At 49.2% G+C, this 25,810-nt stretch carries 21 protein-coding genes; 9 read left to right on the plus strand and 12 right to left on the minus strand.

What is annotated here, in order from left to right; genetic code table 11:
* Nucleotides 1-17 precede the first annotated feature (17 nt).
* The 10 genes from CVT49_01810 to CVT49_01855 all read right to left on the minus strand — a co-directional run bounded on the left by CVT49_01810 (nucleotide 18) and on the right by CVT49_01855 (nucleotide 9,783).
* Entirely contained in the window at nucleotides 18-1,133 is a 1,116-nt protein-coding gene (locus tag CVT49_01810) for a hypothetical protein (protein PKK84915.1), read from the minus strand.
* Nucleotides 1,090-1,848 carry a hypothetical protein gene (locus tag CVT49_01815; protein ID PKK84916.1) on the minus strand — a complete coding sequence of 253 codons (759 nt, stop codon included), beginning with the start codon at nucleotides 1,846-1,848 and terminating at the stop codon, nucleotides 1,090-1,092. Before CVT49_01815 ends, CVT49_01810 begins: the two co-directional genes overlap by 44 nt.
* Before the next feature lie 13 nt (nucleotides 1,849-1,861).
* Entirely contained in the window at nucleotides 1,862-2,995 is a 1,134-nt protein-coding gene (locus CVT49_01820; protein PKK84917.1) for a hypothetical protein, read from the minus strand.
* A 15-nt stretch (nucleotides 2,996-3,010) separates the two neighbouring features.
* Nucleotides 3,011-4,960, minus strand: coding sequence for an ABC transporter ATP-binding protein (locus CVT49_01825; protein ID PKK84918.1), 1,950 nt, complete (start codon nucleotides 4,958-4,960; stop codon nucleotides 3,011-3,013).
* A 99-nt stretch (nucleotides 4,961-5,059) separates the two neighbouring features.
* Nucleotides 5,060-5,755 carry a hypothetical protein gene (locus CVT49_01830; GenBank protein ID PKK84919.1) on the minus strand — a complete coding sequence of 232 codons (696 nt, stop codon included), beginning with the start codon at nucleotides 5,753-5,755 and terminating at the stop codon, nucleotides 5,060-5,062.
* On the minus strand, nucleotides 5,756-6,355 hold the full coding sequence (locus CVT49_01835) for a site-2 protease family protein (GenBank protein PKK84957.1): 600 nt from the start codon (nucleotides 6,353-6,355) through the stop codon (nucleotides 5,756-5,758).
* A gap of 50 nt (nucleotides 6,356-6,405) precedes the next feature.
* The gene (locus CVT49_01840) at nucleotides 6,406-7,683 is read right to left on the minus strand and encodes an amino acid dehydrogenase (GenBank protein ID PKK84920.1); all 1,278 of its coding nucleotides are present in this window, start codon (nucleotides 7,681-7,683) and stop codon (nucleotides 6,406-6,408) included.
* 31 nt (nucleotides 7,684-7,714) lie between these two features.
* Nucleotides 7,715-8,305, minus strand: coding sequence for a 3-methyladenine DNA glycosylase (locus CVT49_01845; GenBank protein PKK84921.1), 591 nt, complete (start codon nucleotides 8,303-8,305; stop codon nucleotides 7,715-7,717).
* An 8-nt stretch (nucleotides 8,306-8,313) separates the two neighbouring features.
* On the minus strand, nucleotides 8,314-9,141 hold the full coding sequence (locus CVT49_01850) for a hypothetical protein (GenBank protein ID PKK84922.1): 828 nt from the start codon (nucleotides 9,139-9,141) through the stop codon (nucleotides 8,314-8,316).
* 6 nt (nucleotides 9,142-9,147) lie between these two features.
* Nucleotides 9,148-9,783 (minus strand): MBL fold metallo-hydrolase, encoded by a 636-nt coding sequence (locus CVT49_01855; protein ID PKK84923.1) that lies wholly within the window; start codon nucleotides 9,781-9,783, stop codon nucleotides 9,148-9,150.
* A 225-nt stretch (nucleotides 9,784-10,008) separates the two neighbouring features.
* Between CVT49_01855 and CVT49_01860 the strand changes: the two genes are divergently transcribed.
* The 9 genes from CVT49_01860 to CVT49_01900 all read left to right on the plus strand — a co-directional run bounded on the left by CVT49_01860 (nucleotide 10,009) and on the right by CVT49_01900 (nucleotide 21,555).
* A protein-coding gene (locus tag CVT49_01860) for a peptide chain release factor 2 (protein ID PKK84924.1) occupies nucleotides 10,009-11,113 on the plus strand; the annotation gives its coding sequence in 2 pieces (ribosomal slippage) (nucleotides 10,009-10,062 and nucleotides 10,064-11,113; 1,104 coding nt in all).
* A gap of 56 nt (nucleotides 11,114-11,169) precedes the next feature.
* Nucleotides 11,170-12,162 carry a phosphate acetyltransferase gene (gene pta / locus CVT49_01865; GenBank protein PKK84958.1) on the plus strand — a complete coding sequence of 331 codons (993 nt, stop codon included), beginning with the start codon at nucleotides 11,170-11,172 and terminating at the stop codon, nucleotides 12,160-12,162.
* Between the two features lie 126 nt (nucleotides 12,163-12,288).
* Nucleotides 12,289-13,695 (plus strand): flotillin, encoded by a 1,407-nt coding sequence (locus CVT49_01870; GenBank protein ID PKK84925.1) that lies wholly within the window; start codon nucleotides 12,289-12,291, stop codon nucleotides 13,693-13,695.
* Between the two features lie 10 nt (nucleotides 13,696-13,705).
* Nucleotides 13,706-16,048 carry an aminotransferase class I and II gene (locus CVT49_01875; protein PKK84926.1) on the plus strand — a complete coding sequence of 781 codons (2,343 nt, stop codon included), beginning with the start codon at nucleotides 13,706-13,708 and terminating at the stop codon, nucleotides 16,046-16,048.
* Nucleotides 16,049-16,059: 11 nt separating this feature from the next.
* The gene (locus CVT49_01880; GenBank protein ID PKK84927.1) at nucleotides 16,060-16,485 is read left to right on the plus strand and encodes a nucleoside-diphosphate kinase; all 426 of its coding nucleotides are present in this window, start codon (nucleotides 16,060-16,062) and stop codon (nucleotides 16,483-16,485) included.
* Nucleotide 16,486: 1 nt separating this feature from the next.
* Entirely contained in the window at nucleotides 16,487-18,337 is a 1,851-nt protein-coding gene (locus CVT49_01885; protein PKK84928.1) for a hypothetical protein, read from the plus strand.
* 83 nt (nucleotides 18,338-18,420) lie between these two features.
* Nucleotides 18,421-18,708 carry an FmdB family transcriptional regulator gene (locus CVT49_01890; GenBank protein ID PKK84929.1) on the plus strand — a complete coding sequence of 96 codons (288 nt, stop codon included), beginning with the start codon at nucleotides 18,421-18,423 and terminating at the stop codon, nucleotides 18,706-18,708.
* Between the two features lie 5 nt (nucleotides 18,709-18,713).
* On the plus strand, nucleotides 18,714-20,069 hold the full coding sequence (locus tag CVT49_01895) for a glycolate oxidase subunit GlcD (protein ID PKK84930.1): 1,356 nt from the start codon (nucleotides 18,714-18,716) through the stop codon (nucleotides 20,067-20,069).
* Between the two features lie 211 nt (nucleotides 20,070-20,280).
* Nucleotides 20,281-21,555, plus strand: a complete 1,275-nt coding sequence (locus tag CVT49_01900) for a type I citrate synthase (GenBank protein ID PKK84931.1) — start codon at nucleotides 20,281-20,283, stop codon at nucleotides 21,553-21,555.
* 46 nt (nucleotides 21,556-21,601) lie between these two features.
* Here the strand turns inward: CVT49_01900 and CVT49_01905 are convergent, their stop codons facing one another.
* Together CVT49_01905 and CVT49_01910 are read right to left on the minus strand one after the other, a co-directional pair.
* A complete protein-coding gene (locus CVT49_01905) occupies nucleotides 21,602-23,638 on the minus strand; it encodes a hypothetical protein (GenBank protein PKK84932.1) in 2,037 nt (678 codons plus the stop codon).
* A gap of 50 nt (nucleotides 23,639-23,688) precedes the next feature.
* Nucleotides 23,689-25,611 carry a hypothetical protein gene (locus CVT49_01910; protein PKK84933.1) on the minus strand — a complete coding sequence of 641 codons (1,923 nt, stop codon included), beginning with the start codon at nucleotides 25,609-25,611 and terminating at the stop codon, nucleotides 23,689-23,691.
* Between the last annotated feature and the right edge of the window lie 199 nt (nucleotides 25,612-25,810).

The following is a 25,810-nucleotide window of genomic DNA, read 5'->3' on the forward strand; positions in this document are numbered from 1 at the left end:
TCCATATAATACGCTAATCAGGCGCGTTCGGCAACAACTTCACCATAAAGCCTATAAACCTTTTCTGAGATCGAATGGCTGTCATATTTTTCGGCGACAATTCTGGCACACTTGGCAATTTCCCGGCGAAGCTGATGATTTTCCACCAGTCGAATCAAATTTGCCGCCAGTTTTTCGCTGTCTCCCGGCGAAAAGAGCAGACCGGTTCTCTCATGTTCAATATTTTCTCGGTGCGGCGGGATATCGGTGGCGATGACGGCCGTCCCTGCCGCCATGGCTTCCACTATGGACATATTCAATCCTTCCGAGTATGAAGTCGACACGAAAATATCGGCCTCTCGCTGGTATTTCGAAGGATCCTCATGCCAGCCGGGCAGGCTGATTCTGTCCCCAAGCTTGTTTTTCGAGATTTCTTTCAAAAGCCTGTCCTTTTCCGGCCCATCACCATACAGAATATAATTAAAATCACTCCTTTGTCTTGTGGCCGCAGATATGGCGGCGATGGCATCGTGAAAGCCTTTCTGGCTGTCGAACGCACCGGCGGAAATGATTATTATTTTCCCTTGTTTTTCCCCGATCCCGGCCATCTTGCCATGGCAATAATCGAACCGGCCAATATCGATCATTGAATTTATTACAGCTATATCTTCTTCCGGGATGCCGTCTTCGATCAGCATGCTCCGGATATAATTCGATATGGCTATATATTTTATATTATGTCCCAGGTATTTGGTCCGGCTCCCGAATCCTATTTTTCCCGAACTACGCCGGGTAACGACTATGCGCAGCCTTCCCTTCCCGGCCAGAATTACCGCCAATGAATGTGAATGCGAGTCATGAGCATGGATCAGATTTATGCCATGATCCTCAATAAAATGCCGCAGTTCCCGCCGTTCGAGAAACCTCATGAAATTTGTCTTCGACAATGAAAATCTTTTTTCGACGGAATAAAATGTTTTCTCTGTCAGGGGCGATTTATCGGGGCAGGCCAGGTACTGCCGGACATCATAAGCGGCCAGTTTATTGATTAATAAGGCCACCTGCCGTTGACCGCCGCGGTACGATAAGCCGGTGTCGATATGAAGCACCTTAATCATGCCGCGAGGCCTTTTCCAGTGAGCGAAGTTTGACATATCTGGTAACGACGCCGAACGCGGAAAGCACGGCTATCAGGAATCCCTCGACGCCGTCAAGGAATCCCAGACCAGTAACATAATGTCTGAAAAATGAAGCTATCGGCTTGAAAATAAGTGCCGCAAGGTGGAACCGCTTTCCCTTATTGTACAACTCCTGAGCCGCCAGTGAAGTGTACTTTTCGAATTTAATAAAATAAGTGTCGATGTCGGGATAGGAATAGTGCAATATAGGATTGGCCAATCTGCCGATCGATCCTTCAATCATGACCTTTTCATGCACCAGCGAGTCATTGAACCGACCGGAATTTTTCTTGAACAGGCGCAACACATAATCAGGGTACCAGCGCGAATATTTTATCCATCGCCCCAGAAAACTTGTCCTTCGGGGAATCTCAAAGCCGTTTTCGGCCCTATCCGAGGCAATCACGCCTTTAATCTCCGAGGCCAGCCGCTCACCGATTTCTTCATCGGCATCAATCGATAAGATCCAGTCATGCGAGGCCTTCTCGACACCAAAGCCTTTGGCGTGGCCGAACCCCTGCCATTCGACTTGGAATACCCTGGCTCCGGCTTCTGTGGCAATCCGGCGCGTTTTGTCGGTCGAATCCGTATCGACAACAATTATCTCATCGACCCAATCGACCGATTTTAGACATCGCTCGATATTGGCTTCTTCATTCTTCGTTATTATAACTGCTGATATTTTGCTCATATAAGTACCGATCTTAATCCTGTTTCGAATCGGCGGCCGCCTTTGACATCAGGCTCTCATAAAGTCTTTCGAATTCATCCACCACGTTTTCCGGTTCGATATCAAAGAGATTCTGGATGTTCTTTGCCACCACGGCCCCGAATTCTTGACGATATGGCCGCCAAAAACGAAAATTACGCAAATGCCCGGAATACAGCCCGACGACCGGGATTTGCATGGTCCCGGCAATATGCACCATCGATGTATCCGGGCTGATTAAGATATCGAGGCGGTTCATTATTGCGCCGATATCCAATAATGAGAGGTTTTCCGGAATCAGCCTGGCATCGGCCCCACACTTTTTTATCAATTCACCGGCTTCACCGCGCTGCTCCATAACGCAAAATATAATAAATCGAAAATCTTTATGCCTTCGATTAATTTCGTTTATGATTCGGGCGTATTTATCCATCGACAATGTTCGGGTGGGACTTCCGGCCGAAATGTTCACTCCCACGAGATAATGGTTGTCATCGGGCAGACCGGAGTAAAACCTGTCGGCCTTCGAGCGCGACTTCTCGGAAATAAATACCGGCAGGAAGGGATTCACTGTTTGCGGGTCAATACCAAAGGCCTCGAATATAAGCAAGCCGTTGTCGATATTGTGATCGTCGCCGTCCGGTTCATACGGCCGGCAAAAATCATAATAGCGGCGAAGCGACAATTTGCGCGCCGCAGCATGAACCGCCTTTTTGCCGATCAGCTTGGTCAGAAGCAGGCCGGTGGTCGAATCATGACAGATCGGATCATAAACGAGGTCAAAGCGCTTTTTTCGCAACCGCCTGATAGTCAGCAGATCTTTCAATACATTCTTGGTATAAAGATGCACCTGATCGATGCCGGGGTCACCGGCAATCATGCTGTAATTTTTGGGCGAGGCCAGGACCTCCACGCGAATATGGGGAAAATGTTCCTTTACGGCATGCATGGCCGGGATGGTGGCAATCATATCACCCAGTTTATCCGGTCGCAGGAACAAAACCGACTTTATATTTTCGGCATTAACCGGAATCCGTGCGACATCGCCTTTCCCGATCAGAATATAAAAAGGCAGGTTGAGAATCCGTTTGAAAAGATGCTCGATATGCTTGATTATTCGTGGAGGCATGGCTAAAAAAATCGTTTACTCGGCCGGGGTCGTCCCGACCGTATCTTTTTGATTTACGCCGTTTTTAAACTGCAACAAATACAGTTTTCGATACATCCCATTAAGCTTCATCAGTTCGTCGTGACGGCCTTCTTCGACAATTCGCCCGCGATTGATGACCATAATCCGGCTGGCATTTATAACGGTCGATAACCGGTGGGCTATCACCAGGGTCGTCCGGTCTTTCATCAGACGATCGATGGCTTCCTGCACCAGCAACTCCGATTCGGTATCCAGCGCCGATGTCGCTTCATCGAATATCAAAATTTGCGGATTTTTCAGAAGGGCGCGTGCGATGGCAATCCGCTGCCGCTGCCCGCCGGAGAGACGGACACCGCGATTGCCGACAATCGTATCATAGCCGTTTTCGAATTCCGAAATAAAGTCATGGGAATTGGCCGCCCTGGCGGCGCTGATTACCTCATTATCAGTGACATTCTCCAGACCATAGGCAATATTGTGGCGGATGGTATCGTTGAACAAATAAGTTTCCTGAGTGACGATGCCCAGAAGACTGCGGAGCGAATTGAGAGAAAGCTCCCGGATATCGATGCCGTCAATGCATATCCGGCCCTGCTGCGGATCATAAAACCGCGGCACAAGATCAAACAGCGTCGATTTCCCCGCGCCCGACGGACCGACCAGCGCCACCACTTCCCCTTTTTTCACTTCGAAAGAGACATTTTCAATAATCTGCTCACGCCCATTATATGAGAATGAGACATCTTCAAACTTTATATTCGATTTGAATTGATCAATATTTCGTGAATTGGAAGACTCCTCAACCTGAATCGGCGTGTCGATAATGTTGAAGATTCTTTCCGCGGCCGCCATACCCTCCTGTATTTTAATATGGATGGCAAAAAGATTCTTGACCGGCTTGATCATCGTGAACATGGCAATGATAAAAGTCATAAAATCGCCGGCGTCCATTTCGCCGCCCCCTTCGATAATCCTGGTCCCGGCATAAAGCAGAATAGTAATACCGGCGCATACAATCAGCACTTCACTGACCGGCGAGGCCAGGTGGCGGATTCGGGTCATCCGTACCAGGGCCCTGAAATAGTCATTGGTTGCCTTGAAAAATTTCTTGATTTCGAATGTCTCCATGGCATAAGCTTTGACAATCCTGATATTGGAAACAGTCTCCTCCAGGACCGAATTGACATCGGCCATTTTTTCCTGAGAGCGGGTCGAATACTTGCGGAGTTTCTTCCCCATCCAATAAATAAAGCCAAAGACTATGGGCATTACCAGGGCTGCCAGAAGCGTCAGCTTCCATGACAGTAGTATTAAAAACAGAGCCAGGAGCAAAACTGTCAGTGAATCGATGACCAGCCGGTTAAAACCAAGATCAACCGTCTCGTTGAGAACAATGACATCATTGGTAACACGGGAAACCAATTGTCCGGTCCGCTGGCGGTGAAAAAAGCTTATGGATAACTCCTGGTACTTGACAAACAGGTCATTCCGAAAATCTCGTACGACCGATTGCTGGACATAAGCCATGAAGAAACCCTGGACATATATGAATAAATTTGCGCCGACCGCAATAAAAATGATCATAAGACAAAAATTAATCAGGGTTCCCTTGCGGCTGTCGGACGCAAGAAACTCATTTAGCTTATTCTTCAGGCTGTTCTTGGTTCGGGCCAGAAAATCCAGCTTATCTCCCAGTTTCTTGGCTACATTGCCGTCATCCAGCGCCGCTGTCGTATCTGACGCCTGAACATTCTGGATAGCCGGGGTCGTCTCGGGAGTGCGGCCGCCGATATCGGTCGTCTGGAAAAGCGTCATAAGAAGCGGTCCGGCCATCCAGACCAGCAGTCCGGCAAATAGGGCATGAATCGCCGCCGAAAGCGAGGAGATAACCACATAATGCCAATATGGTTTTAACCGGCCAAATGTCCTGCGCAGCAGATTCATACAGTTACAAACACATCCTTTTAAGGGCAATCACCCTTTTAAAAAATTATAATCTTTTAATATGCAAATTGATTGGAAAAAGTCAACCGCTTGAATCACCTAAAGATTGATTCTGACGGCGTCGTCTGGAATGGAAAGGTCGAGCTTTTCGGCGGGAATGTTGACATTCAGCCGCTGTTTCCGCCTTTCGGCCTTGAAACGGAACGATTCATCCCGATTGGAAAAATCGATTTTTTCCAGAATAAACCGGCTTTCCAGAAAATCATACTGCAGTTCAGCGCTTTCGGCACAGCTGGTCGATTCCAGTCGGAACTGTTGCTTTTTGCCTTTATCGCTGAGAATACTTACATAGAAATCGGTCATGGAATAATCGATTTCGACCGGCCGCTTGACAAAAAGATCGATCAGCATCCGCTCCAGATTATTTTTTTCGGAGCAGCTCTTGGATATCAATTCATTCAATTTCCCTGAATAGAATTCATTTTCGGTCGGGAAATAAATAATTATCGAATCCGGCAGGACCAAACCCTTTAAGACGCCCTTGCCGAGATAACCTCTGGCAAATATTGCAAGCCGATCACCGGTTCGATAAACATCAAGTCGAACCGAGTTTTTTTTGCCCTCCCGGTAAATTTTTACATCATATAGAAAGGCATCACCCTGACCCTGGTCATAGCGAAATTCCGATTCGATAACTGACGGCCCGGCGGTCCTGCGGGAGGCCAAATTACAGCCACTTAATAAGAGTGTTAGAAAAATCAAAACGGCAAATTTTGGCCGGAATGAATTAGTCATTTAGTAGATTCTCACGCCGGTATAAAGATTGACCAGAAAACTGATAAACGGACCCAAAATAAGCCAGAATCCACCAACAATAATTAACAGCATCAGCAAAAAAGGCGCGAATCGCTCGAAGGAATCCAATCTGGGGCCATATTCCGGCGGCAACAAAGAGCGAAGAATATGCGAACCATCAAGCGGAAAGAGCGGAATCAGATTAAAAAAGCCCAGCGATACATTTATTATAACTCCAACCAGAAGAAATTCGACAATTGGTTGCGGGACAGTTACATAACCGCCGTAAGCCAATCGAAACAGAATGGCAAAAATCAAACCGAGTCCAAAATTAGACAACGGGCCGGCCGCCGATATCCATAAATCGGCCTGCCTCGGATTTCGCAGGTTGTATGGATTTATCGGGACCGGTTTGGCCCACCCGAATCTAAAACCCGAGAGGAACATCATGGCGGTTCCCATTAAGTCAAGGTGAGCCAGCGGATTAAGGGTCAGCCGGCCCATATCTTTGGCCGTCGAATCGCCGAAACGATAGGCGATATAAGCATGAAAGAATTCATGCACCGTCAATGAGAAAAATATTGCGGGCGCCGCAATCAAAGCGCGCCTGAGAAAATCAGAATCAAACAACTATATCACCGCCTGTCATTTTAAGCGTAGATTCCTCGCAAGTGAACCACATCCACTACCCGCTGGATAGCCACCATGAAGGCCGCAAGTCTCAAATGCACCTTATTTTGCAGGGCCACCTCCAAAACGCCATTAAAGGCTTTTGTCATAAACTGCTCCAGCCGGGCATTAACCTCTTCCTCGGTCCAGAAAAAGCCCATCCTGTCCTGAACCCATTCGAAGTAAGATACAGTAACTCCGCCCGCATTGCAAAGAATATCCGGGATAACAAAAACACCGTTCTCCTGTAAAATAGGATCGGCGTCAGGGGTCACCGGCCCATTGGCGCCCTCGGCCACAATTTTGGCCTTGATATGGAAGGCATTCTCGGCTGTTATCTGATTTTCCAGAGCGGCCGGTACCAGAATGTCAACTTTCTTGTACAAAATCTCGTCTTTATCAAACGCCTTGGCGCCGGGAAACCCGACCACCTTCTTATTTTGTTTGACATATTCAATCAGGGCATTGATATCGATGCCCTCCGGATTATGAAGTCCTCCAAACACGTCGCAGACATGGGTCACCTTCACACCCAGCCGGTGCAAAAACATCGCCGTCACCGAACCGACATTTCCAAAACCCTGGACTGCAGCCGTTGAATTCTCCGGCTTCATCTTCAAATGCTTCAGCGCTTCCCTGACAGTGATGACAACCCCCGCTCCCGTGGCCTCTCGCCGCCCCAGCGAGCCCCCCAGAATAACCGGCTTACCGGTCACAACCGAAGTGACCGTGTGTTTGGCGTGCATCGAGACCGTATCCATAATCCAGGCCATGGTCTGCTCGTTGGTGTTGACGTCAGGCGCGGGGACGTCCTTTTCCGGGCCGAGCATATCCAGAAGCGCCGATGTATATCGGCGGGTCAGACGTTCCAGTTCACCCTGTGACATACTGGACGGGTCACAAGCAATCCCGCCTTTACCACCGCCGAACGGAATATTGACGATGGCGCATTTCCAGGTCATCCACGAAGCCAATGCCTGAACTTCATCAAGATCGACATCGGGATGATACCTGATGCCACCCTTGGCCGGACAGCGGACAATACTGTGCTGGACCCGATAACCGGTGAACATCTTAAAACTGCCGTCATCCATCCTGACCGGCAGCTTGACAATCGTGCTCTTGCCCGGATACTTAAGAAATTCCATCAATCCTGGATCGATTTTTAATTTCACCGCAGCCTGATCAAACTGCTTCATTACATTTTCAAAAGTCGATACCGGAATAGTAATCGATTTTAGACGCTCTTTTTTAGCCATTACGAGGAGCTCTCCAGTTTATAAAAATAACCTATTTCCCGGCCGATACATATGGCGAACCGGACTCAAAAAAACGCCATTTTTTATCGGCCGCTTTCTTGATTCCAATACGACCCGAACGGTCTATCTTTTTGGGAATATAACCGCGATCTTCGATATAAAGTTCACTGCCGAGAAAATCTTTTCCATTATGATCCCGGGTCAGTCCGAAGGCTTTACATAGTTTACCCGGCCCATCGGTCAGTCTGTTGGAATTACCGCCGGCAAATCGCGATGTCATCACTTCCACGCCGTCGATCGGTTCGGCGCCGCGAATCAGAACCGCCGCCGGGAATCCCTCTTTTTCGGTGACGACATTCAGGCAATGATACATGCCATAGATAAAATAGATATAACTGAATCCGCCCTGTCCGTACATGATTTCATTGCGGGCGGTCCTGCCGACAGCGGCATGGCAGGCCGGGTCGTTTTCACCGATATATGCTTCGACTTCGACCAGACGGGCCGCCAAAATCCGGCCGTCGATTGCCGAAACGAGATATTTGCCGATCAAATCCCGCGCCACTTCCAGCGTCGGGCGAAGATAAAAGGCCCGGTCAAGTTTTACGGCGGTCAAACTCATGGTTTTTACTACTCATTCGTATATGGGAAAAGATCATACGCGACCATTTTGGCCGCATCAAAGTCAAAACCTATTTCCGACGGGCGATGAGCGTCGGAGCCGATGGCGGCAATCCGCACACCGGTTTTGCGGGCCATGTTGACAATCTCCATTGACGGGTAATATTCCGCATGTCCCTTGCGCAGCGCGGCCGTGTTAATCTCCATTCCGACATTATGCCGAACCATGGACTCGAAAACATTCTCGATACGACCGCGATGAATCGTCAGGATATTATCACCAAAATATTTGAGACCATACCATTTATACATATCCATATGCGCGACCGCATCAAAAAGGCCCGTCTCCACCATTTTTTTGACCAATCCGAAATAATCGTCGGCCAGCTTTTCCAGGGGCATATTGGCGCTGACGCGCTTGATATCTTTTTCCGTACAAATATCAAAATCCCCGATCTCATGCACTGCTCCGAGCTTGTATTCGATCGGGTAAGTTTCAGTCAGTTCCCTGATTTCATCTTCGCAACCGGGATAATAGCCGACCTCGACACCACACTTGATAACCATCGGCGAATCTTCACCGGCCTTTTCTATGGCCCTGACATAATGTCCGAAATTCTCAACCGAATTTATTTTCAGTTCACCATTGACCCTGATGGACCGCCCCCACTCGGATGAGGCCGGATTGGTGTCAAAATGGGTCGTGAAGCATATTTCGCAGATACTCTTCTCCCTCGCCGAGGCGCAAAAATCCTCGATTGCCCCTTCGGCATCGACCGAGAAATTGGGATGCACATGATAGTCTGCCAGAGCAAAATCGTCATTAAACATTCTCATTACCTTTTATACAAATTTGTTTCCGGTCAAAAATGGATTATTTCTTCTTTCCTGACCGACACTTGTAGCGGGTCCATGACCCGGGTAGCAAATGATGTCATCGGGAAGTGTCAGGATATTGCGATCGATGGAATCTATTAATTGCTGAAAACTCCCTCCAGGCAAGTCGGTGCGACCGATTGAGCCATAGAAAAGCGTATCGCCGCAAAAAAGGATATTTTCGGCGAAATAACAGACCCCGCCCGGCGAATGGCCGGGGGTGGCAAAAACCGTAAATGTAAGCGGGCCGATTTTGATTACGTCACTGTCGCTGATGATGTGGTCGGCGGGAGGACAGGATATCTGAAATCCAAACATGGCCGAGACATTGGCCGATGGGGACCCCAGCATTGTTTCGTCGCCCCGCCCGATATAAAGCGGGATATTCAATTTCTTTTTGACCTGATCAACGGCGGCAATATGGTCGCCATGTCCGTGAGTCAGCAAAACTGCCCGGGGGTTAATCCCCTGTTTTTCTATTCTTTCGAGGATTCTTTCGTCCTCATCGCCCGGATCGATAATAACGCCATCGCGACTGTTTTCACTCCAGACCAGATAACAATTAGTCTCAAATGGACTTACGACAATGGTTTCAATCTGCATAGTCTTTATACGAGTTGTATTTATTAGTTTACGGCGTAAAATATCCATAAACAACCTTTTGTCAATTAAATGTTATAACCATCTGATTTTGGATCAGGGCAACAGGAATGGCAATTCTTCACAGAAATCAGGCAGAAATTGTTTTACAATTATCCACTATTTATGCTATAATAGCAATTGACATTTGGGAAAAAGAATGTATATAATATCGGTGAGGTAAACAATATGATAAACGACATAAGAGATAGCATAAGTGATTTGGAGACACGACTTTCCAAACTTGCGAGGTTTCTTTGACCTCGATAAACGTCGTGAAAAAATTAACAAATTAGAAGAAAAAACGGCCGCGCCCGACTTTTGGAACGATAATCAGGCGGCGCAGGCGGTGCTCAAGGAAATTTCCGAGCACAAAAAATGGCTCGAAAAAATCGATAAGCTTAACTCCGAGCTTTCTGATCTGAAAGAACTTGCTGCCATGATCGAAGATGAAGACATTTCCGATCAGGATGAAATTCGCAGCTCGCTTACTGTTCTTGAGACAGCCGTCGGGAGTCTTGAGTTCACCACTCAGCTATCCGGCCCTGATGATGCCCGCAATGCCATTCTCACGATTCATCCCGGCGCCGGAGGCACCGAATCGCAGGATTGGGCCGACATGTTGTTTCGTATGTACAATCGCTGGTGTGAAATTCGGGGATTCAAAGTGACTTTGCTCGACTACCAGCCGGGTGAAGAAGCCGGGTTGAAATCGGCCACGATGGAGGTCGAAGGTGAATATGCTTTCGGCTATCTCAAGGCCGAATCGGGCGTTCATCGGTTGGTTCGCATTTCGCCGTTCGACGCCAATAGCCGTCGGCACACCTCCTTTGTCTCCATATACGTTTTTCCTGAGGTGGACGATACCATTGAGATTGAGATTAATGATGATGATCTTCGCGTCGACACCTATCGCGCATCCGGAGCCGGCGGACAGCATGTCAACAAGACCTCCTCGGCAGTGCGCCTTACTCATTTACCGACCGGTATTGTCGTCCAGTGCCAGAATGAACGCAGCCAGATAAAAAACCGGTCAACGGCAATGAAAATGTTGCGCTCCCGTCTGTATCAAATGGAGTTGGAAGAGCAGCGCAAAAAGAAACAGCAGATGGAACAGTCAAAAAAGAAAATAGAATGGGGATCCCAGATACGCAGTTATGTCTTTCACCCTTATAATATGGTCAAGGATCACCGGACCAGCGTCGAGACCTCCAATATCCAGGCGGTCATGGACGGTGCCATTGATCGTTTTATCGAGGCCTATCTGTCCGATCCCGATTTTAAAGATAACTAATGTCGCAGGATAATTTTTTATATAGTTGAGGAGTGCATCCTATGTCAGGCGGTTCACTGAATATTCTTGATTCCATAAAGGAAAAGGCACGGGCTAAAAAGAGAAAGGTGGTCCTTCCCGAAGGTACCGAACCGCGGGTTATCAAAGCTGCCAAAATACTTGTCGAGCAGAAAATCGCATCGGTGGTACTTCTCGGCAATAAAGACGAAATCGGCCGACTGGCCGCCGAGGCAGAACTGAATCTGAGCCTGGTTCGCGTAATCGATCCCTCCGTATCGGAATTAATCCCCGATTTCGCCAAGACCTTATTCGAAAAAAGAAAACATAAGGGTATCACTGAGGCCCAGGCGACTGAGACCGTCAAAAACGTCCTCTTTTTCGGCGCCATGATGGTTGAAAAAGGCATGGTGGACGGCTGTGTGGCAGGCTCCGTCAATACCACCGGTGATGTCATGCGGGCGGCGATCCAGGTGATCGGCCTGGCGCCGGGTATCAACACCGTTTCTGGTGCCTTTATGATGGTGCTGCCTAAATTCCGCGATGAGGAAAACAAGATATTTATGTATGCCGATTCCGCCGTGGTCCCCAATCCGGATGCGGCGCAACTGGCCTCGATCGCGGTTTCGACTGCCGAAACGATGTACAAACTGACGGGACAGGAACCGCGGGTGGCGATGCTTTCATTTTCCACCAGGGGATCGGCCAAACATGAGGATGTTGACAAAGTTCTGGAGGCTCTGGCCCTGGTCCGCAAAGAGCATCCTGAACTCAAGGTCGACGGCGAAATGCAACTCGACGCCGCCATCATTCCCGAAATCGCCTCGCGCAAAGCGCCGGGATCGGATGTTGCCGGCAAAGCCAATGTGCTTATATTCCCCGATCTCGATGCCGGCAATATCGGCTACAAACTGACCGAGAGGCTGGCCGGGGCCACCGCGACCGGGCCGATTGTGCAGGGTCTGCGGCTGCCGATGAACGATTTGTCGCGCGGCTGCTCGGCCCAGGATATTGTTGATGTCTCAGCGATTGCTGTACTTATGAAAGGATAGATCGCCGGCGATGGAGTCAAAATATCGTTTGACATTGCCGGTGGGAAAATGTTTCTTTTGACTTTAATTTAGGAATCCGGCGGCCGTTAAAAGCCGCTTAAATCATTCTGGTAGGAGAGTGCAGTTGTGAGTTCCCTCATTATAATCATCATTGCTACTGTTGTCGTTGCCGCGGCAATAGTGCTAATTATTTTCAAGAACTATCGCAAGGTCGGCCCCAATGAGGTGCTGATTATTTCCGGAGGCAGAAAACGCACGATTACTCTGCCGGATGGGTCATCACGGCAGGTGGGATACCGGTTCCGTATCGGCGGCGGTACTTTTGTCAAGCCGTTTGTCGAGCAGGCACAGATTCTTCCCCTCGAAATCATCCCGATGGAAATAAAGGTTGATGATGCCATCTCGACCAACGGCATCCGTTCGACTGTAAAAGGGACCGCCGAAGTAAAAATCGCCGGCGATGAAGCTTCGATCCATCTGGCTGCCGAACAGTTTCTTGGCAAACCTCTGCCTGACATCCGTGACGTCGCCCTGAGAACCCTGGAAGGTTCGACCCGCGCTTTGATCGGGACCATGAATCTCGAATCGATTAACAAAAACCGGAAAGACTTTGCCAAAGCGGTCTTTGACGATGTCGGCGCCTATTTCGCCAATATGGGCCTGAAATTGCTTTCCTTCAACCTGAAAGAGATCACCGACCCCTCGGGTTACCTGGAAGCGCTCGGACGTCCGAAAATCGTCCAGGCCAGACGTGACGCCGAGGTGGCCGAGGCGGAAGCGGCTCGTGATGCCATCATTAAGTCGGCCGATGCCAAAAAAGAGGGAGATATCGCCAAGATCATAGCCGAGACCAAAGTGGCCAACGCCAACCAGTCTTTTGAGCTTAATCGCGCCGAACTCCAGAAGGCTCTCAATTTCAAGAAAGCCGACGCTGATTTTGCCTATGAACTGCAGCGGCATAAATTGAATCAGGAATTAAAGGCCGAGGAAGCCAAGGTCAAGATCATCGAGAAAGATTCCGCCATCGCCTTGGAGAAAAAGGAAATCGCCCGGGTGGAGCAGGAACTCGAAGCCAAGGTCCGCAAGCCGGCCGAAGCCGAGCAGTTCCGTCTTGAAGCCGAGGCCAAAGGTATGGCCGAGGCCAAGCGTATTCAGGGATTGATCGAAGCCGAACTGATCGAGAAGATCGGTCAGGCTGAAGCCGATTCCATGCGCCGCAAAGCGGAATCATACAATTCTTACTCTCAGCCGGCGGTGCTTCAGATGATCTTCGATAAATTGCCTGAACTGGCCCGCGAGATGGCTACGCCTCTTTCAAAAGTGGATAAAATTGTTATGGTCTCCAATGACGGCAAAGTGGGATCATCAAAGATAACCGGCGAGGTGGCTTCGATGATGTCGCAATTGCCGACTGTGGTTAAGTCTCTCTCCGGATTCGACCTTGAAGATTGGCTGCAAAAGCTTTCGGAGAAGAAAAAGGAAGCGAAGACCGAGACCTCTCATAAATCGTCCTCGGCAGACGGCCAGAAATAAGGGGTAAGCGATGATTTCCAATAGAATCGGACGTCTGGAGCTTTCCCCGACTCTGCGCATCAATGCCAAGGCCAAGGCAATGAAGGCCGAGGGCATTGATGTCATTGATTTCTCCGTCGGGGAGCCCGACTTTCCCACACCGGCCGATATAAAAGAAGCCGGCAAAAAGGCAATCGACGATAACTTTACCAAATATACCGCCAATGATGGTATCCCGGAATTGAAGTCGGCTATTCGCGCCCGGCTCAAAGAGGACCACGGCCTTGAATATGCCAACAATGAAATAATCGTTTCGTCCGGCGCCAAACAGGGTCTCTATAATCTGTTCATGGCGATTCTTAACCGTGATGAGGAAGTGATTATCCCGGCGCCGTACTGGGTTTCCTACCCCCAGCAGGTGCTCATGGTTAAGGGAAAACCGGTCATTGTGCAGACCAAAGAAGAGAACGGCTTCCGTCTCACTGCCGACGAATTAAAAGCCAATCTCAATTTTAATACCAAGGCAATCATTATTAATAATCCAAGCAATCCGACCGGCGCCGCCTACACCCGGGAACAGCTGATGGAGATTTGTGAAATTGCGGCCGAGGAAGGATTGATTATTGTCGCCGATGAAATTTATGAGAAGGTTATCTATGACGGGTACCGTTTCACATCGGTGGCCTCACTGAGCGATAAAATAAAAGCCAAGACAGTTCTTATCAATGGTGTTTCCAAATCATATTCCATGACCGGCTGGCGTATCGGGTATGCTATCGGCCCGCGCGAATTGATCTCGGCGATGGGCATCATCCAGTCGCATACGACCTCGAACGCCAATTCCATCGCCCAGAAAGCGGCCGCGGCCGCCCTGTCCGGCAACCAGTCGGAGATCAACCGGATGGTGGCCGAGTTCCAAACCCGGCGGAATTACATGATGAGCAAACTGAATCGGATACCGAACATATCCTGCTATCAGCCTCAGGGCGCTTTCTATCTCTTCCCCAACACCTCGGCCTACTACAACACCGAATACGGCGGCATGAAAATCAGAAACTCGTACGGTCTGTCATATTACTTATTGAAAGAAGCGGCTGTGGCGCTGGTGCCCGGAAGCGCCTTCGGTGCCGACGATAATATCAGGCTGTCATATGCCACCTCGATGGACAAAATCGAAAAGGGAACCGATCGCATCATCGAAGCCATGCTGAAACTGAAGGAATCGCCGAAATACAAACGGGTCGCTTTGCAGAATGTCATGACCTATCCCAAAGGGAATGTCGAGATAGATACAGCCGTATCCGTCGAGGAGCGTGATGCTCTGGTGCAGGAAGCCGAAGCCAATCTTCCCTTCGACCGCTACTTCGAATGGAATGCCAATATTAACGGCATTATCATTCAATTGCGGACCAACGTGCCACACCTCTATGATTTCTGGGTGGAGAACTGGTACCCGGCGCAGCTTGAATCCGACCTGGAACCCCACGGCATTATTTATGCCGTCGACGGCGTCCCCGGACGGACATCATATGGCTACTATTGCCCGGAAATGAGAACCGCGATTTTGTTCAACACCAGTTATTACGGTCAGATCCGAAGCATCGCTCTGGGCATGGTGGCCCAGGCCAGCGAGCGGCTTCTCGATGTGCATGGTATTCGGGCGGCCGGCGTCGATTTCGGCGGCAAGGGCCTGCTCCTTGTGGGCGCCAAAGGCATGAAACGCGGCTCATCACTTTTACGATTGCTCGAGGATGAAAAAGCCCGCTTCCTGACCAATGACTGGCTGTTCGTACGTTATCGCGGCAATGAAGCCATTGCCGATGCTCCCGAACGCAAATTTTATTTTAAAACCGAGAGCGCCAAGAACTTTCCGCGGTATGCCCGAATCTTCGATCGCAGCAAATGCGAAAATGTCGTGACGACCCGGTCCGACTGGACCAACATGAAAGAACTTGTTGATGAATGCCCTCTCGATCTGGGCGAGCCATACTGCTACTGGGGCAGCCTCGATTCGAGAGCGCTGGTCGATCCGGCCTGGATCGGCGGCCCGCAAAAGTACATCAAACGCTCGCATCTGAAAACGGTCGCGTTGCTATGCTACGAGCCCAATACCCCGGCAGTGGAAAAACTGTCAGTGGAAGCCGCCCTCGATTATGTCACTCAGGGAAAATACCGCTCTGCTTCCGGAGCCGGCATGACACCATATAAAACGCAGCCGTTCTTCAATCCTTATATTCTGGGCACTTCGGTTGAGCAGGAAGATTTGCAGCGCCGCAATTTCCACCAGTTGTTCCGCGTAACAACGGCATACAAAGTGAATATAGCATCAATTCCGCCCGAGACGATTAAATCCCGTCTCCGGGAATTGGTTTAAAGGAGGTCAGGTTGGCTAATACACTCGGTATAATCAAACCGGACGGTGTCCGGCGCAAGCTGGTCGGGAAAATCATCAGCAAAATTGAAGGTGCCGGCCTGATCATTCGGGGAATGAAAGTCCTCAAAATCGACCGCGAGCAGGCGGAAAGATTCTACGCCGTCCACGAGAGCAGACCCTTCTATAAATCACTTGTGGAATTTATGACTTCCGGCCCGGTTGTAGTTATGGTAATCGGCGGACATGGCGCCATCGAGCACTGGCGCGATTTGATGGGCGCCACCGATCCGGCCAAAGCAAAATACAATACTATCCGCCGTGAATATGGCACCTCAATCGAGAAGAATGTTGTTCATGGTTCTGACGGTGAAGCAACCGCCAAGATCGAAGTGGCCTTCTTCTTCGACCAAGACGAAATTTTGCCAAAGGGTGTTTAAGATGTCAGATTCGATTTATGATACCGGCACATATGCCCGATTCGCGCGGGATCTGCAGCGCCGTATCAACGGCCCGAATATCAAGGACATGAAACTTGAAGATCTACGCGAACCGGCCATCCATAGCGGGATGCAGACCAAATTCGGTTCCTGGGGGTGGCGTTCCGTCATTTCCAGCCGCATCGGTGAAAAAACGGTCTATCTCGGTTCGGAAAAGGTCCGCGAACACAGCCTGTCTGATAATAAGAAGAAAATAATCGAAAAGGCGCCGGAGGAACTTGAGAAGGTGCTTCATCTCATGGAGACTCTCCCCTTTGTCAGATTGCGGCGTCAGATGGGCAGCAATTCCGAATTTAATCCCAAGTGTAATTTGTACATGTCGGTGGCCGATCTGAAAAACCATCGGCAGGCACTTATGTGGGGACATACCATGGGCCCGGTAACCAAAGCGCCCGGCCCGGAATTCACACTTATTCATATTCCCGAGGAACATCAGATCCGCCAGCAGGTGTTGATGCTGCCCGACCATAATATCACCGTCGTTCTAGGTTCCGACTATATGGGCGAGGACAAAAAGGGGTTCCTGCGCAACGGCATGCATGCCGCCGGTGACCTGGGCATGCTGGGTCTTCATGCCGGGACCAAGGTCGTAATTATCCGCGATGTCAAGACCAATAAGCTGAAAAAATATGGCGTCTTGCTCTTCGGGCTGTCGGCAACCGGCAAGAGTACCTGGTCCTGTCACCAGCTTGGTCTCGACTGGTTCAAAGGCGAGAGGACCATGGTTTGCCAGGATGATATCTGCTTTTTAAAAAATGACGGATCGGCATACGGCTCCGAGTTCAACTACTTCGTCAAAACCGATGTCGATAAAAAACTTCAGGAATCGATGTACAATGCGCTCGTCCATAAGAGTGCCATGTACGAAAATGTCATGATCAACGCCAACGGGCAGCCTGATTTTCTGGACGAAAACCTTTGCGGCAACGGCCGAGCGGTGATTATGCGCAAGCAGCTCAAAATCAAACGCGGTCACTGGCCGTTCGCCATGAAAGATATCTGGTATCCCTCTCTTAACCTGCCGCCTATTGACGATCTCGACGGCATCGTCTTTGCCTTTATAACCCGGCGCAATACCATCATGACCTTTTCGCAGAGATTGACCCCCATCCAGGCGGCCCTCGCTTATTTGTGGGGTGAATCCAGTCATAGCTATGCCTCCAATCCGGCCAAAGCTGGCGAATCGGTCCGCACCGTCGGCACCGACCCGTTTATCGTCGGTTCGAGGGCGCAAAAGGTCAACTTTTTCTATAAGATAATCATGGACTTGGCAGCCAACTACCCGGATAAAGTGGCTTTTTACCAGTACAACACCGGCGGCATGGGCGAGATTATCGAAATGCTCCCCGACGGCGGCAAGAAAATGGTCCGCAAAACCGAACGCGTCCCGATTGATACCATGGCTGCTATTCAGCGCGGTGACTTGCGCGGCACCAATGACTATGTTAACAGCTTCCTTGGTACCGAAGTTATCGTCAAGGCCGAGGGCACCGATCTGAGTGCTTATGACCCGAAGAAATACTACTCCCAGGACCAGATCGATAATTACCTGCGTGATCTGGTCGACGGACGGCGCAAGTTTACCGAAAAAGTGGCTGAGGAAGGTTTAATGCCGGAGATTATTCGCGCGGCAGAGGAATCATACGGAATCGCCACGCCGAAAGAAACCAAAGTATATATGTCGACCACGAAAAAAGAACCGCCTCCACCCAAAAAAGAAACCGCCGCAAAACTGACCGATTGGAAACCCAATCCGCGATTGGCCAGGGACCGCGGCTGGCGCTACGGATGATGCCTGTTGCCGGTGAACTTTTTTCTGCTGTCGCTGTTATAATGAATAGTTAATTATTTTGTAATTTATGGGGTTTTTTGAATATGCCTACTTATCAATATAGATGCACGGAATGTGAACACGAGTTTGAGAAATTTCAGCCGATCTCCGACGATCCTGTTTCGGTCTGCCCCGAGTGCAGCGGTTACACCGAGCGGATAATAACCGGCGGCGCGGGCTTCCTCCTCAAAGGCTCCGGCTTCTACTCGACTGATTATCGCAGCAATTCCTATAAAAAGGGCGAGCAGAAATATAAAACCGACGTTACGGCGCCGGCCAAAACTGAAAGTAAATCGGATTCTCCGGCCAAAAGCACTGAAAAAAAGGTCTGAGATTTATGCATAACTTTGACGGTCTCAGGAATAGGTTTGGCAAAAGACTTATTCTTGAGACCGATTCTTTTCCCGATTATTCCCGCGATGCTTCAGAAATTCGCGTCAAAGCTCCCGCCATAATTTTTCCGGATAATGAAACCGAAGTTGTTGAAATCATGAGTCTTTGCCGCGAAGGCGGGATTCCTGTCGTCTTTCGCGGGGCCGGAACCGGCTATACCGGCGGCGCCGTTCCGGTGCCCGATGGGCTGGTGCTTTCGCTGGAACATTTGAAGAAACTGGAGCTGGATCCAAAACAAAAACGGGCCTTCTGCGGCCCCGGCATTATTACCATCGATTTGATGAAGGCGGCGGAAAAACATAATCTTTTTTATCCGCCCGACCCGGCCAGCTATGATGAATCGACCCTGGGCGGCAATGTCGCCGAATGCGCCGGCGGGCTGCATTGCAAAAAGTATGGCGTTACCAAGGATTATATCATCGGCCTCAGGGCGGTTACAATAGATGGAAAAATTATCGAAACCGGCGTCTATTCTAATGGCGATATCTTTGATTTATCAGGAATCATTATTGGTTCCGAGGGGCTTTTGGCTGCCGTCACCGAGATTGCTGCCCGACTGATCGAACTTCCCACTTTCGGCCCAACCATTCTGGCCGCCTTCGGCGATCCCGAAGATGCTGCGCAAACCGTTGCCGAAATCACCAGATGCGGCATCGTGCCATCGGTAATGGAATACATGGATGGCGATTCGGTGGCCTGCTCGAATGATTATGAGAAATCGATTGAAATCGATAATGCCGCCGCGATTTTGCTGTTTGAAACATCGGGGGATAAATGTCTGTCGGAGGCGGAGCAAATTGAAGATATCTGCCGCCGGTTCAGAGTTATATTTTTGACCAGAGAAAACAATCGAGGAAAAGCGGAAAAGCTCTGGAAAATCAGGCGGAATTTGTCCAAAGCCGTCAAAGAAGCGGCCCGCCACAAAATATCGGAAGATGTCTGTGTGCCGCCCTCGAAGCTGCCGGAACTTGTTCACTTTGTGGCCCAACTCAATGAAAAATCACCGATACGCATAAATTCTTATGGTCATGCCGGCGACGGCAACCTTCATGTGAATTTCCTGGCCCAAAGCGATGACAATCATGAGTTGGCCCTGATCGATGAAGGAATAAAACAGCTTTTCGATAAAACACTCCGACTTGGCGGAACCCTGACCGGAGAACATGGCATCGGTTTGACGAAAAGGGATTTCCTGCATCTCGAATTCGACGAGCCGACTCTCGACCACATGAAAAAGATTAGAAATGCCTTCGATCCCTACCATCTGCTGAATCCGGGGAAATTATTTTCAAATTCGTAATTAATACCTCGCTGCTCGCAATTATATAATCAGAACCCATTTCCAAAAAAATATTGAATAAAAGTGAAAAAATTCACGAAATCGCTTGGAGAACTATTGACAAGTCGCGGCAAATAATTTAATATGTCATTTCAATAATATGGGGATGTGTAACAAGTGAATCTGTCGATCATCAAAATCAATCTTTATAAATCAAAATAGGAGTATATTGATGGCCACATTACAAAACAAACTTGCCAAGATGATTCCTCAGTTGCGAGATGAACTGAAAGAACTTGGCAAATTACACGGAGACAAGAAGATCTCCGACGTGACCGTGGGCCAGGCATACGGTGGTATGCGCGGCGTGAAGGCCATGATCTGTGACACTTCGGTCGTTTATCCGGACAAAGGTCTGATTATTCGCGGAATCCCGATTATGGATTTGCGGGATAAACTGCCCGAGGAAATTTTCTATCTGCTGTGCACCGGAGAACTTCCCGACAAAACCGCTCTCAAGGCTCTGCAGAAAGAATACGCCGAAAGATCAAAAGTTCCGACCTATGTTTGGAAAGTCCTTGAAGCGATGCCCAAGGATTCGCATCCGATGGCTATGCTAAATACCGCTATCCTGGTCATGCAGCGCGAATCCGAATTCAAAAAAGCATACGACAAGGGTATGGCCAAAACCGATTACTGGAAACCGATGTTGGAAGATTCCCTGAATCTCCTGGCCAAGCTGCCCGGAATCGCCGCCGGCGTTTACCGTATGCGTTTCAACAAGGGCAACAGAATCGCCTACAAAAAAGACCTCGACTGGGGCGCCAATTATGCCAACATGCTCGGCATCAAGGACAAATCGGGCGTCTTCACCAAGCTGATTCAACTGTACCTGACCCTGCATTGCGACCATGAAGGCGGCAATGTCAGTGCCTTCAGTTGTCATACTGTCGGTTCGGCCCTGTCCGATGCCTATTATGCCGTTTCAGCAGGTCTGAACGGATTGGCCGGCCCTCTGCACGGTTTGGCCAATCAGGAATGTCTCGGCTGGGTTCTGGATACCATGAAAAAATTCAATGGTGTTCCGTCCGACGAGCAGATTGACAAATACGCATGGGAAACCCTGAATGGCGGCAAAGTTATTCCGGGATACGGCCATGCCGTTCTCCGCGTGACTGACCCGAGATTCAGCGCCTTCCTGGCCTTCGGTAAAGAAAACCTGCCGGAAAGCCCGGTCTTCCAGACGGTTGCCAAAGTTTATGACATCGTTCCGGAAGTTCTCAAGAAGCACGGCAAGGCCAAGAATCCGTGGCCCAATGTCGATGCCGGTTCCGGCGCTCTGCTGTATCATTTCGGCTTGACCGAATTCCCTTACTACACTGTCCTCTTCTCGGTTTCGCGTGCCATGGGTATGCTGTCACAGTTGATTATCAACCGTGCCGTCGGCACCGCCATCACTCGTCCGAAATCAGTCAGCACCGAGTGGATCAAGCAGAATATTCAGTAAGATTATTTCTTATTGATTTGAAACGGCGGCTGTCAGCCGCCGTTTTTTATTGAGGAATTTTCACCCTGAATTCGGCTCCGCCCCCGGGTGGTGAAATCACTTCAATGCTCCCCTTGAACTCTTCGACTATCTGATGCACGATGGAAAGCCCCAGCCCGGTTCCCTTGTCCCGTGTTGTAAAATATGGTGTGAAAATCTTATGGCTTATTTCTTCGGGGATGCCCGGCCCGCTGTCCCTGACCAATAAAAATATGCCATCCTTTTCCCTGGCGAGGGAAATGACAACCTCACCGCCGTATTTTTCACAGGCCTGAATCGCATTACGAATCAGGTTTATCAGAAGCTGCTTTAATCTGTCCTCGGATATCGGCGCAGAAACCTCCGGTTCGATTTGAGTCAATATTTTTATATCATCGCGTTGATTGCTCAGGGAGATAAGACTGACTGTTTCCGAAACGATGCGGGTGAGATTCACCAATTTACCGGATTTCCCCTTATCCCTGGCCATGGACAAAAACCGGGTCACGATTTCATTGAGACGGCCGGCTTCGGATTTTATCTGCCGCGCAAAATTATTGAACTCCTCGACATTCTCCTTCGGCTCAAACTCTCCCAGCAGCCGCTGTGCCGCTATTGAAATCGCATTAAGCGGGTTGCGTATCTCATGCGCCACACCCGCCGCCAGATCGCCAAGTTCAGTCAGGCGCTCCCGCCGCTGCGCCGTTTCTTCGAGTTCCTTTATATGGGTGTAATCATAGATAACCGCCACCGCCCCGCTCACATTCTGTTTTTCATCATATATCCGGCCGGTGTTAATCAATAGATACATTTTCCCGGCCGGCATCTGAAATGTCGTCTCCGCATCACCTGTTTCTTTTTCGCCCGCCAGAACCTTATCGAACGGGACGATCCCGCTGACCTCCAGATCGGGCCACATCCGGCCGACAATATCCTTCTCTTCGCAATGAAAGATATTCAGGAATTGCCGGTTGACCATTTCGACTTTACCGTCACGGCCGACCGCAATTAATCCGGCATTGATACTGTCGAAAACCTTTTCGGACAATGACCGGATTTTGCGAAACGATTGATCCAGGAATATTCGCTTTTGTTTGCCGCTTAAATACATCGCCGACAGCACCAGGGCCGCGAAAATCAGGAGACTCAGGAGAATCATCTGGCGATTATAACCGGCAACGATTTCATAATATTTGTCGAGGGGTATGCCCAAGCGGAAGATACCTTCGGGATATTCGACCGATGAAAACTTCTTGACCATTTCCAGAATCGGGCGACCCTCGGATTCATACTCGCGCCAGACGACCGAATCAGCCGTGAGCGCCTCCTTGAGAAAAGGATCTTTCTCGATTTTCAGTATCGGGCCGATTTTTCGTGAGGAGAAGACGATGCCGTCCATCGTTTGGAAGATGATGTACTCCACGCCAACTTCACGGGCGATATTCTGGACCAGAAAACCGATACCGATATTTTCCTTGGCCTGAACAAAAAACAGTGCATCGGAAGCAATGACAATGACATTATTCTGGTCGGCGGTGCGGGTCAGATAATAAAGGCGGACATCACCAGGGAGACTGCCTTCCACGAATTGAAAGCTGCTTAAATTAATGGTGTCGGCCAGAAGTTCTTCGAGTTCGGGGATAACATAACCGTAAATCTCATTCGTATTGATAAAAACGCCCCTCGCTCCCGAGGCGATAAGATGCATATCTTTGTCAAAAATAAGGATGGCATCAACACCGTAGCCCGAAGCAAAATCAGCCAGCTCGGGTGCCGAGAAATCAAGATTTGGACGGGTCTCAAGAAACCCGGCCAGGTCGGACAGCTTTTCCCGAACCAGCAGATCGAAAAAAGAGTTGGCCTTGATGGCGTTATCTGACGATAATACCAGACTTTCGATCAGGGCAGCGCCCTGACGGCGCAACAGTTGCAGATTGTCGCTGCGACTTTTTTCTATTCCCAGATAAGTCAGAATAAAAAGCAGGACGCCAAATATTGCAATTAGAGGAAGAATGAATTTGGCCCTGCCGAATCCCGACAAATGATCAGTCTTAGAGCTCGGCATGGCCTTAAATTAGATTTTTTGATATATCCGGTCAATATATATTTGGGCAATTATACCGGAACGGTCTTCTCTGTTTTCTCGGAGATATTGCCGGCATTTACATCCTGTGGCCGGCTGATGGGAATCTTTATTTCGAAAATAGACATGGAATCTTCACCGCTGTGATATGATAGCTCTCCATTATGATTGTCGACGATGTTTTTGCAGGTGATGAGCCCCAGGCCGGTACCGTCGCGCTTGGTGCTGAATCGTTTTATGAAGAGATTACCGATTTTCTCCGGCGGAACACCCGGGCCGCCATCGGCAATCTTGATTATCGCCATATTTGATGATTCATCGGCAGCCGTGCTGATGACCATCCAGCGATTATCCTTGACCTTGGCCATGGCTTCGGCAGCATTGGTGACCAGATGAACCAGCAAATGCTGAATCTGACTGGCGTCGATTTCGACCAGCGGCAGGTTCTCGGAGAGATTGGTGCAGATAAAAATATTGTCAAATTTGTTTTGCGGTTTGAGGAAGGCAATCAGGTTCTCCGCCAATTGATTCAGATCTTCTTTGGTAAATTCACTGTTTTCATCACTGAAACGAGTCAAACCATCGGTAAACGTCGAGATCCGGCTGACAGTATCTTTCATGATGGCCAGTTTTTTGTCGACCTTTTCGGAATCATTTTTGGCTATGAACATGGGAATCAACTCCAGGTTCCCCTGAAGAATCGCGAGGTAGTTATTAATTTCATGGGCAATATCGCGGGCCATCTTACCTCTGGAAGCAATTCGGTCCAGCTTAAGAATCATACCCTGATAATTGGCGCTCTCGGAAATACTCTTAATAAAGTAAAGCATGGCCATGGGGCGGCCGCCCTCGGGCCCGAGCGGGGTGTGAACCAGTACCGCCGGGAACCGGACGCCATCCTGACGGCGACATATCACTTCCTGGCTTTCCAGGGATTCGGCTTTATCAATCGATGATTTGTCCATATTAAGAACCGGAATCAGACTGGATATCTTCTTGCCGAGCATGTTGGATTGATTGCAGCCGAAATCTCGGGCCGCCGCCTGGTTATAGATAATAACCTGATCATCGAGATCGGTCACGATGATGGCGTCGGGAGAATAATCCACCAAAGAAGTGAGTATCGATTCCGATTCCACCAGCGATTGGTTGGCTTTAATAAGCCGCTCATTGGCATTGGCCAGATCTCTTCTATTTTCCGACAATTTCCGTGACATCTCATTGAAACCGACCAGCAGCCCTTGAACCGATCTATCCCCGGTCACTTCCAGATGCACTTCCTTGCCGGAAGCGGTCTTTTCGAAACCGTCAAGAAGCTCACTCAAGGGCCGTTTGATGCCTTTGAATATGAGGTTTATGATCAAGAGAGATATCAGCGCCGAAATCAAGAATAGGACAAAAAGCAAATAGGCGCGATTGTTTTGCGCAATTTTTGCGGCGGCATTCGGCGCCGCGATAATCAAAGCATAATTTTCTGATTCATTTTCCGGCCCCACTGCATAGATAATATGGCTTCCGTCCCGGCCGAGAGTCGTGACATATTTTTCCCGGCTGGCCCTGAGAAGATCAAAAATCGCGCGTAATGGAACTCGGCTTGAATCAATGAAAATCTTTTCCCTTTCGGTGATGCCGAAACAAATAAGGCTGTCTTTGCCTGTCAGGGTATCATGATAAAGAAGATTGATATCCGTTATATATTCATTGTCATCGGCGATATTCTGAATTTTGGCGACAACATCCATCGGCATATCAAACGATATCTCCGACGACTCAAGCAGGGGAAAGACCTTTTCTGCCGTAATCTTGACCTGATTATTAAGATTGGCGTACATCTGGTGACCGCTATCTTCCTGGGGATAAAACAACACCAGCGCCAGAGCGGAAAAGATAAAGACTATTTGAATCAATATTAAATGGGAAACTCTGATAAGGAGACTGGGACTTCTAAAACGCATAATAATATTCTTTCGTCATCAAAAAACCCGGATGTTGTCTAATATTATCGGTATCGGCAGGATGACTTAAGAATATTAGATGTTGAATAAAAAGAGGAAAAAAATAGGGAGTGGTGGAGGGGGGATGCCCGACTCTAACGTCAGGTGGCTGGAAAACCAGCACACACCACTCCCTAAATCTCTAACAACTCAATAAGAA

Source organism: candidate division Zixibacteria bacterium HGW-Zixibacteria-1 (assembly GCA_002838945.1).
In the GTDB taxonomy this organism is placed as follows: Bacteria; Zixibacteria; MSB-5A5; order GN15; family PGXB01; genus PGXB01.

Excerpts from the sequence above, each read along its gene's own strand:
- CVT49_01810 (PKK84915.1), bottom strand. The coding sequence starts at position 1,133 with ATGTCAAACTTCGCTCACTGGAAAAGGCCTCGCGGCATGATTAAGGTG.
- CVT49_01815 (PKK84916.1), bottom strand. The coding sequence starts at position 1,848 with ATGAGCAAAATATCAGCAGTTATAATAACGAAGAATGAAGAAGCCAAT.
- CVT49_01820 (PKK84917.1), bottom strand. The coding sequence starts at position 2,995 with ATGCCTCCACGAATAATCAAGCATATCGAGCATCTTTTCAAACGGATT.
- CVT49_01825 (PKK84918.1), bottom strand. The coding sequence starts at position 4,960 with ATGAATCTGCTGCGCAGGACATTTGGCCGGTTAAAACCATATTGGCAT.
- CVT49_01830 (PKK84919.1), bottom strand. The coding sequence starts at position 5,755 with ATGACTAATTCATTCCGGCCAAAATTTGCCGTTTTGATTTTTCTAACA.
- CVT49_01840 (PKK84920.1), bottom strand. The coding sequence starts at position 7,683 with ATGGCTAAAAAAGAGCGTCTAAAATCGATTACTATTCCGGTATCGACT.
- CVT49_01845 (PKK84921.1), bottom strand. The coding sequence starts at position 8,305 with ATGAGTTTGACCGCCGTAAAACTTGACCGGGCCTTTTATCTTCGCCCG.
- CVT49_01850 (PKK84922.1), bottom strand. The coding sequence starts at position 9,141 with ATGAGAATGTTTAATGACGATTTTGCTCTGGCAGACTATCATGTGCAT.
- CVT49_01855 (PKK84923.1), bottom strand. The coding sequence starts at position 9,783 with ATGCAGATTGAAACCATTGTCGTAAGTCCATTTGAGACTAATTGTTAT.
- CVT49_01875 (PKK84926.1), top strand. The coding sequence starts at position 13,706 with ATGATTTCCAATAGAATCGGACGTCTGGAGCTTTCCCCGACTCTGCGC.
- CVT49_01885 (PKK84928.1), top strand. The coding sequence starts at position 16,487 with ATGTCAGATTCGATTTATGATACCGGCACATATGCCCGATTCGCGCGG.
- CVT49_01890 (PKK84929.1), top strand. The coding sequence starts at position 18,421 with ATGCCTACTTATCAATATAGATGCACGGAATGTGAACACGAGTTTGAG.
- CVT49_01895 (PKK84930.1), top strand. The coding sequence starts at position 18,714 with ATGCATAACTTTGACGGTCTCAGGAATAGGTTTGGCAAAAGACTTATT.
- CVT49_01900 (PKK84931.1), top strand. The coding sequence starts at position 20,281 with ATGGCCACATTACAAAACAAACTTGCCAAGATGATTCCTCAGTTGCGA.
- CVT49_01905 (PKK84932.1), bottom strand. The coding sequence starts at position 23,638 with ATGCCGAGCTCTAAGACTGATCATTTGTCGGGATTCGGCAGGGCCAAA.
- CVT49_01910 (PKK84933.1), bottom strand. The coding sequence starts at position 25,611 with ATGCGTTTTAGAAGTCCCAGTCTCCTTATCAGAGTTTCCCATTTAATA.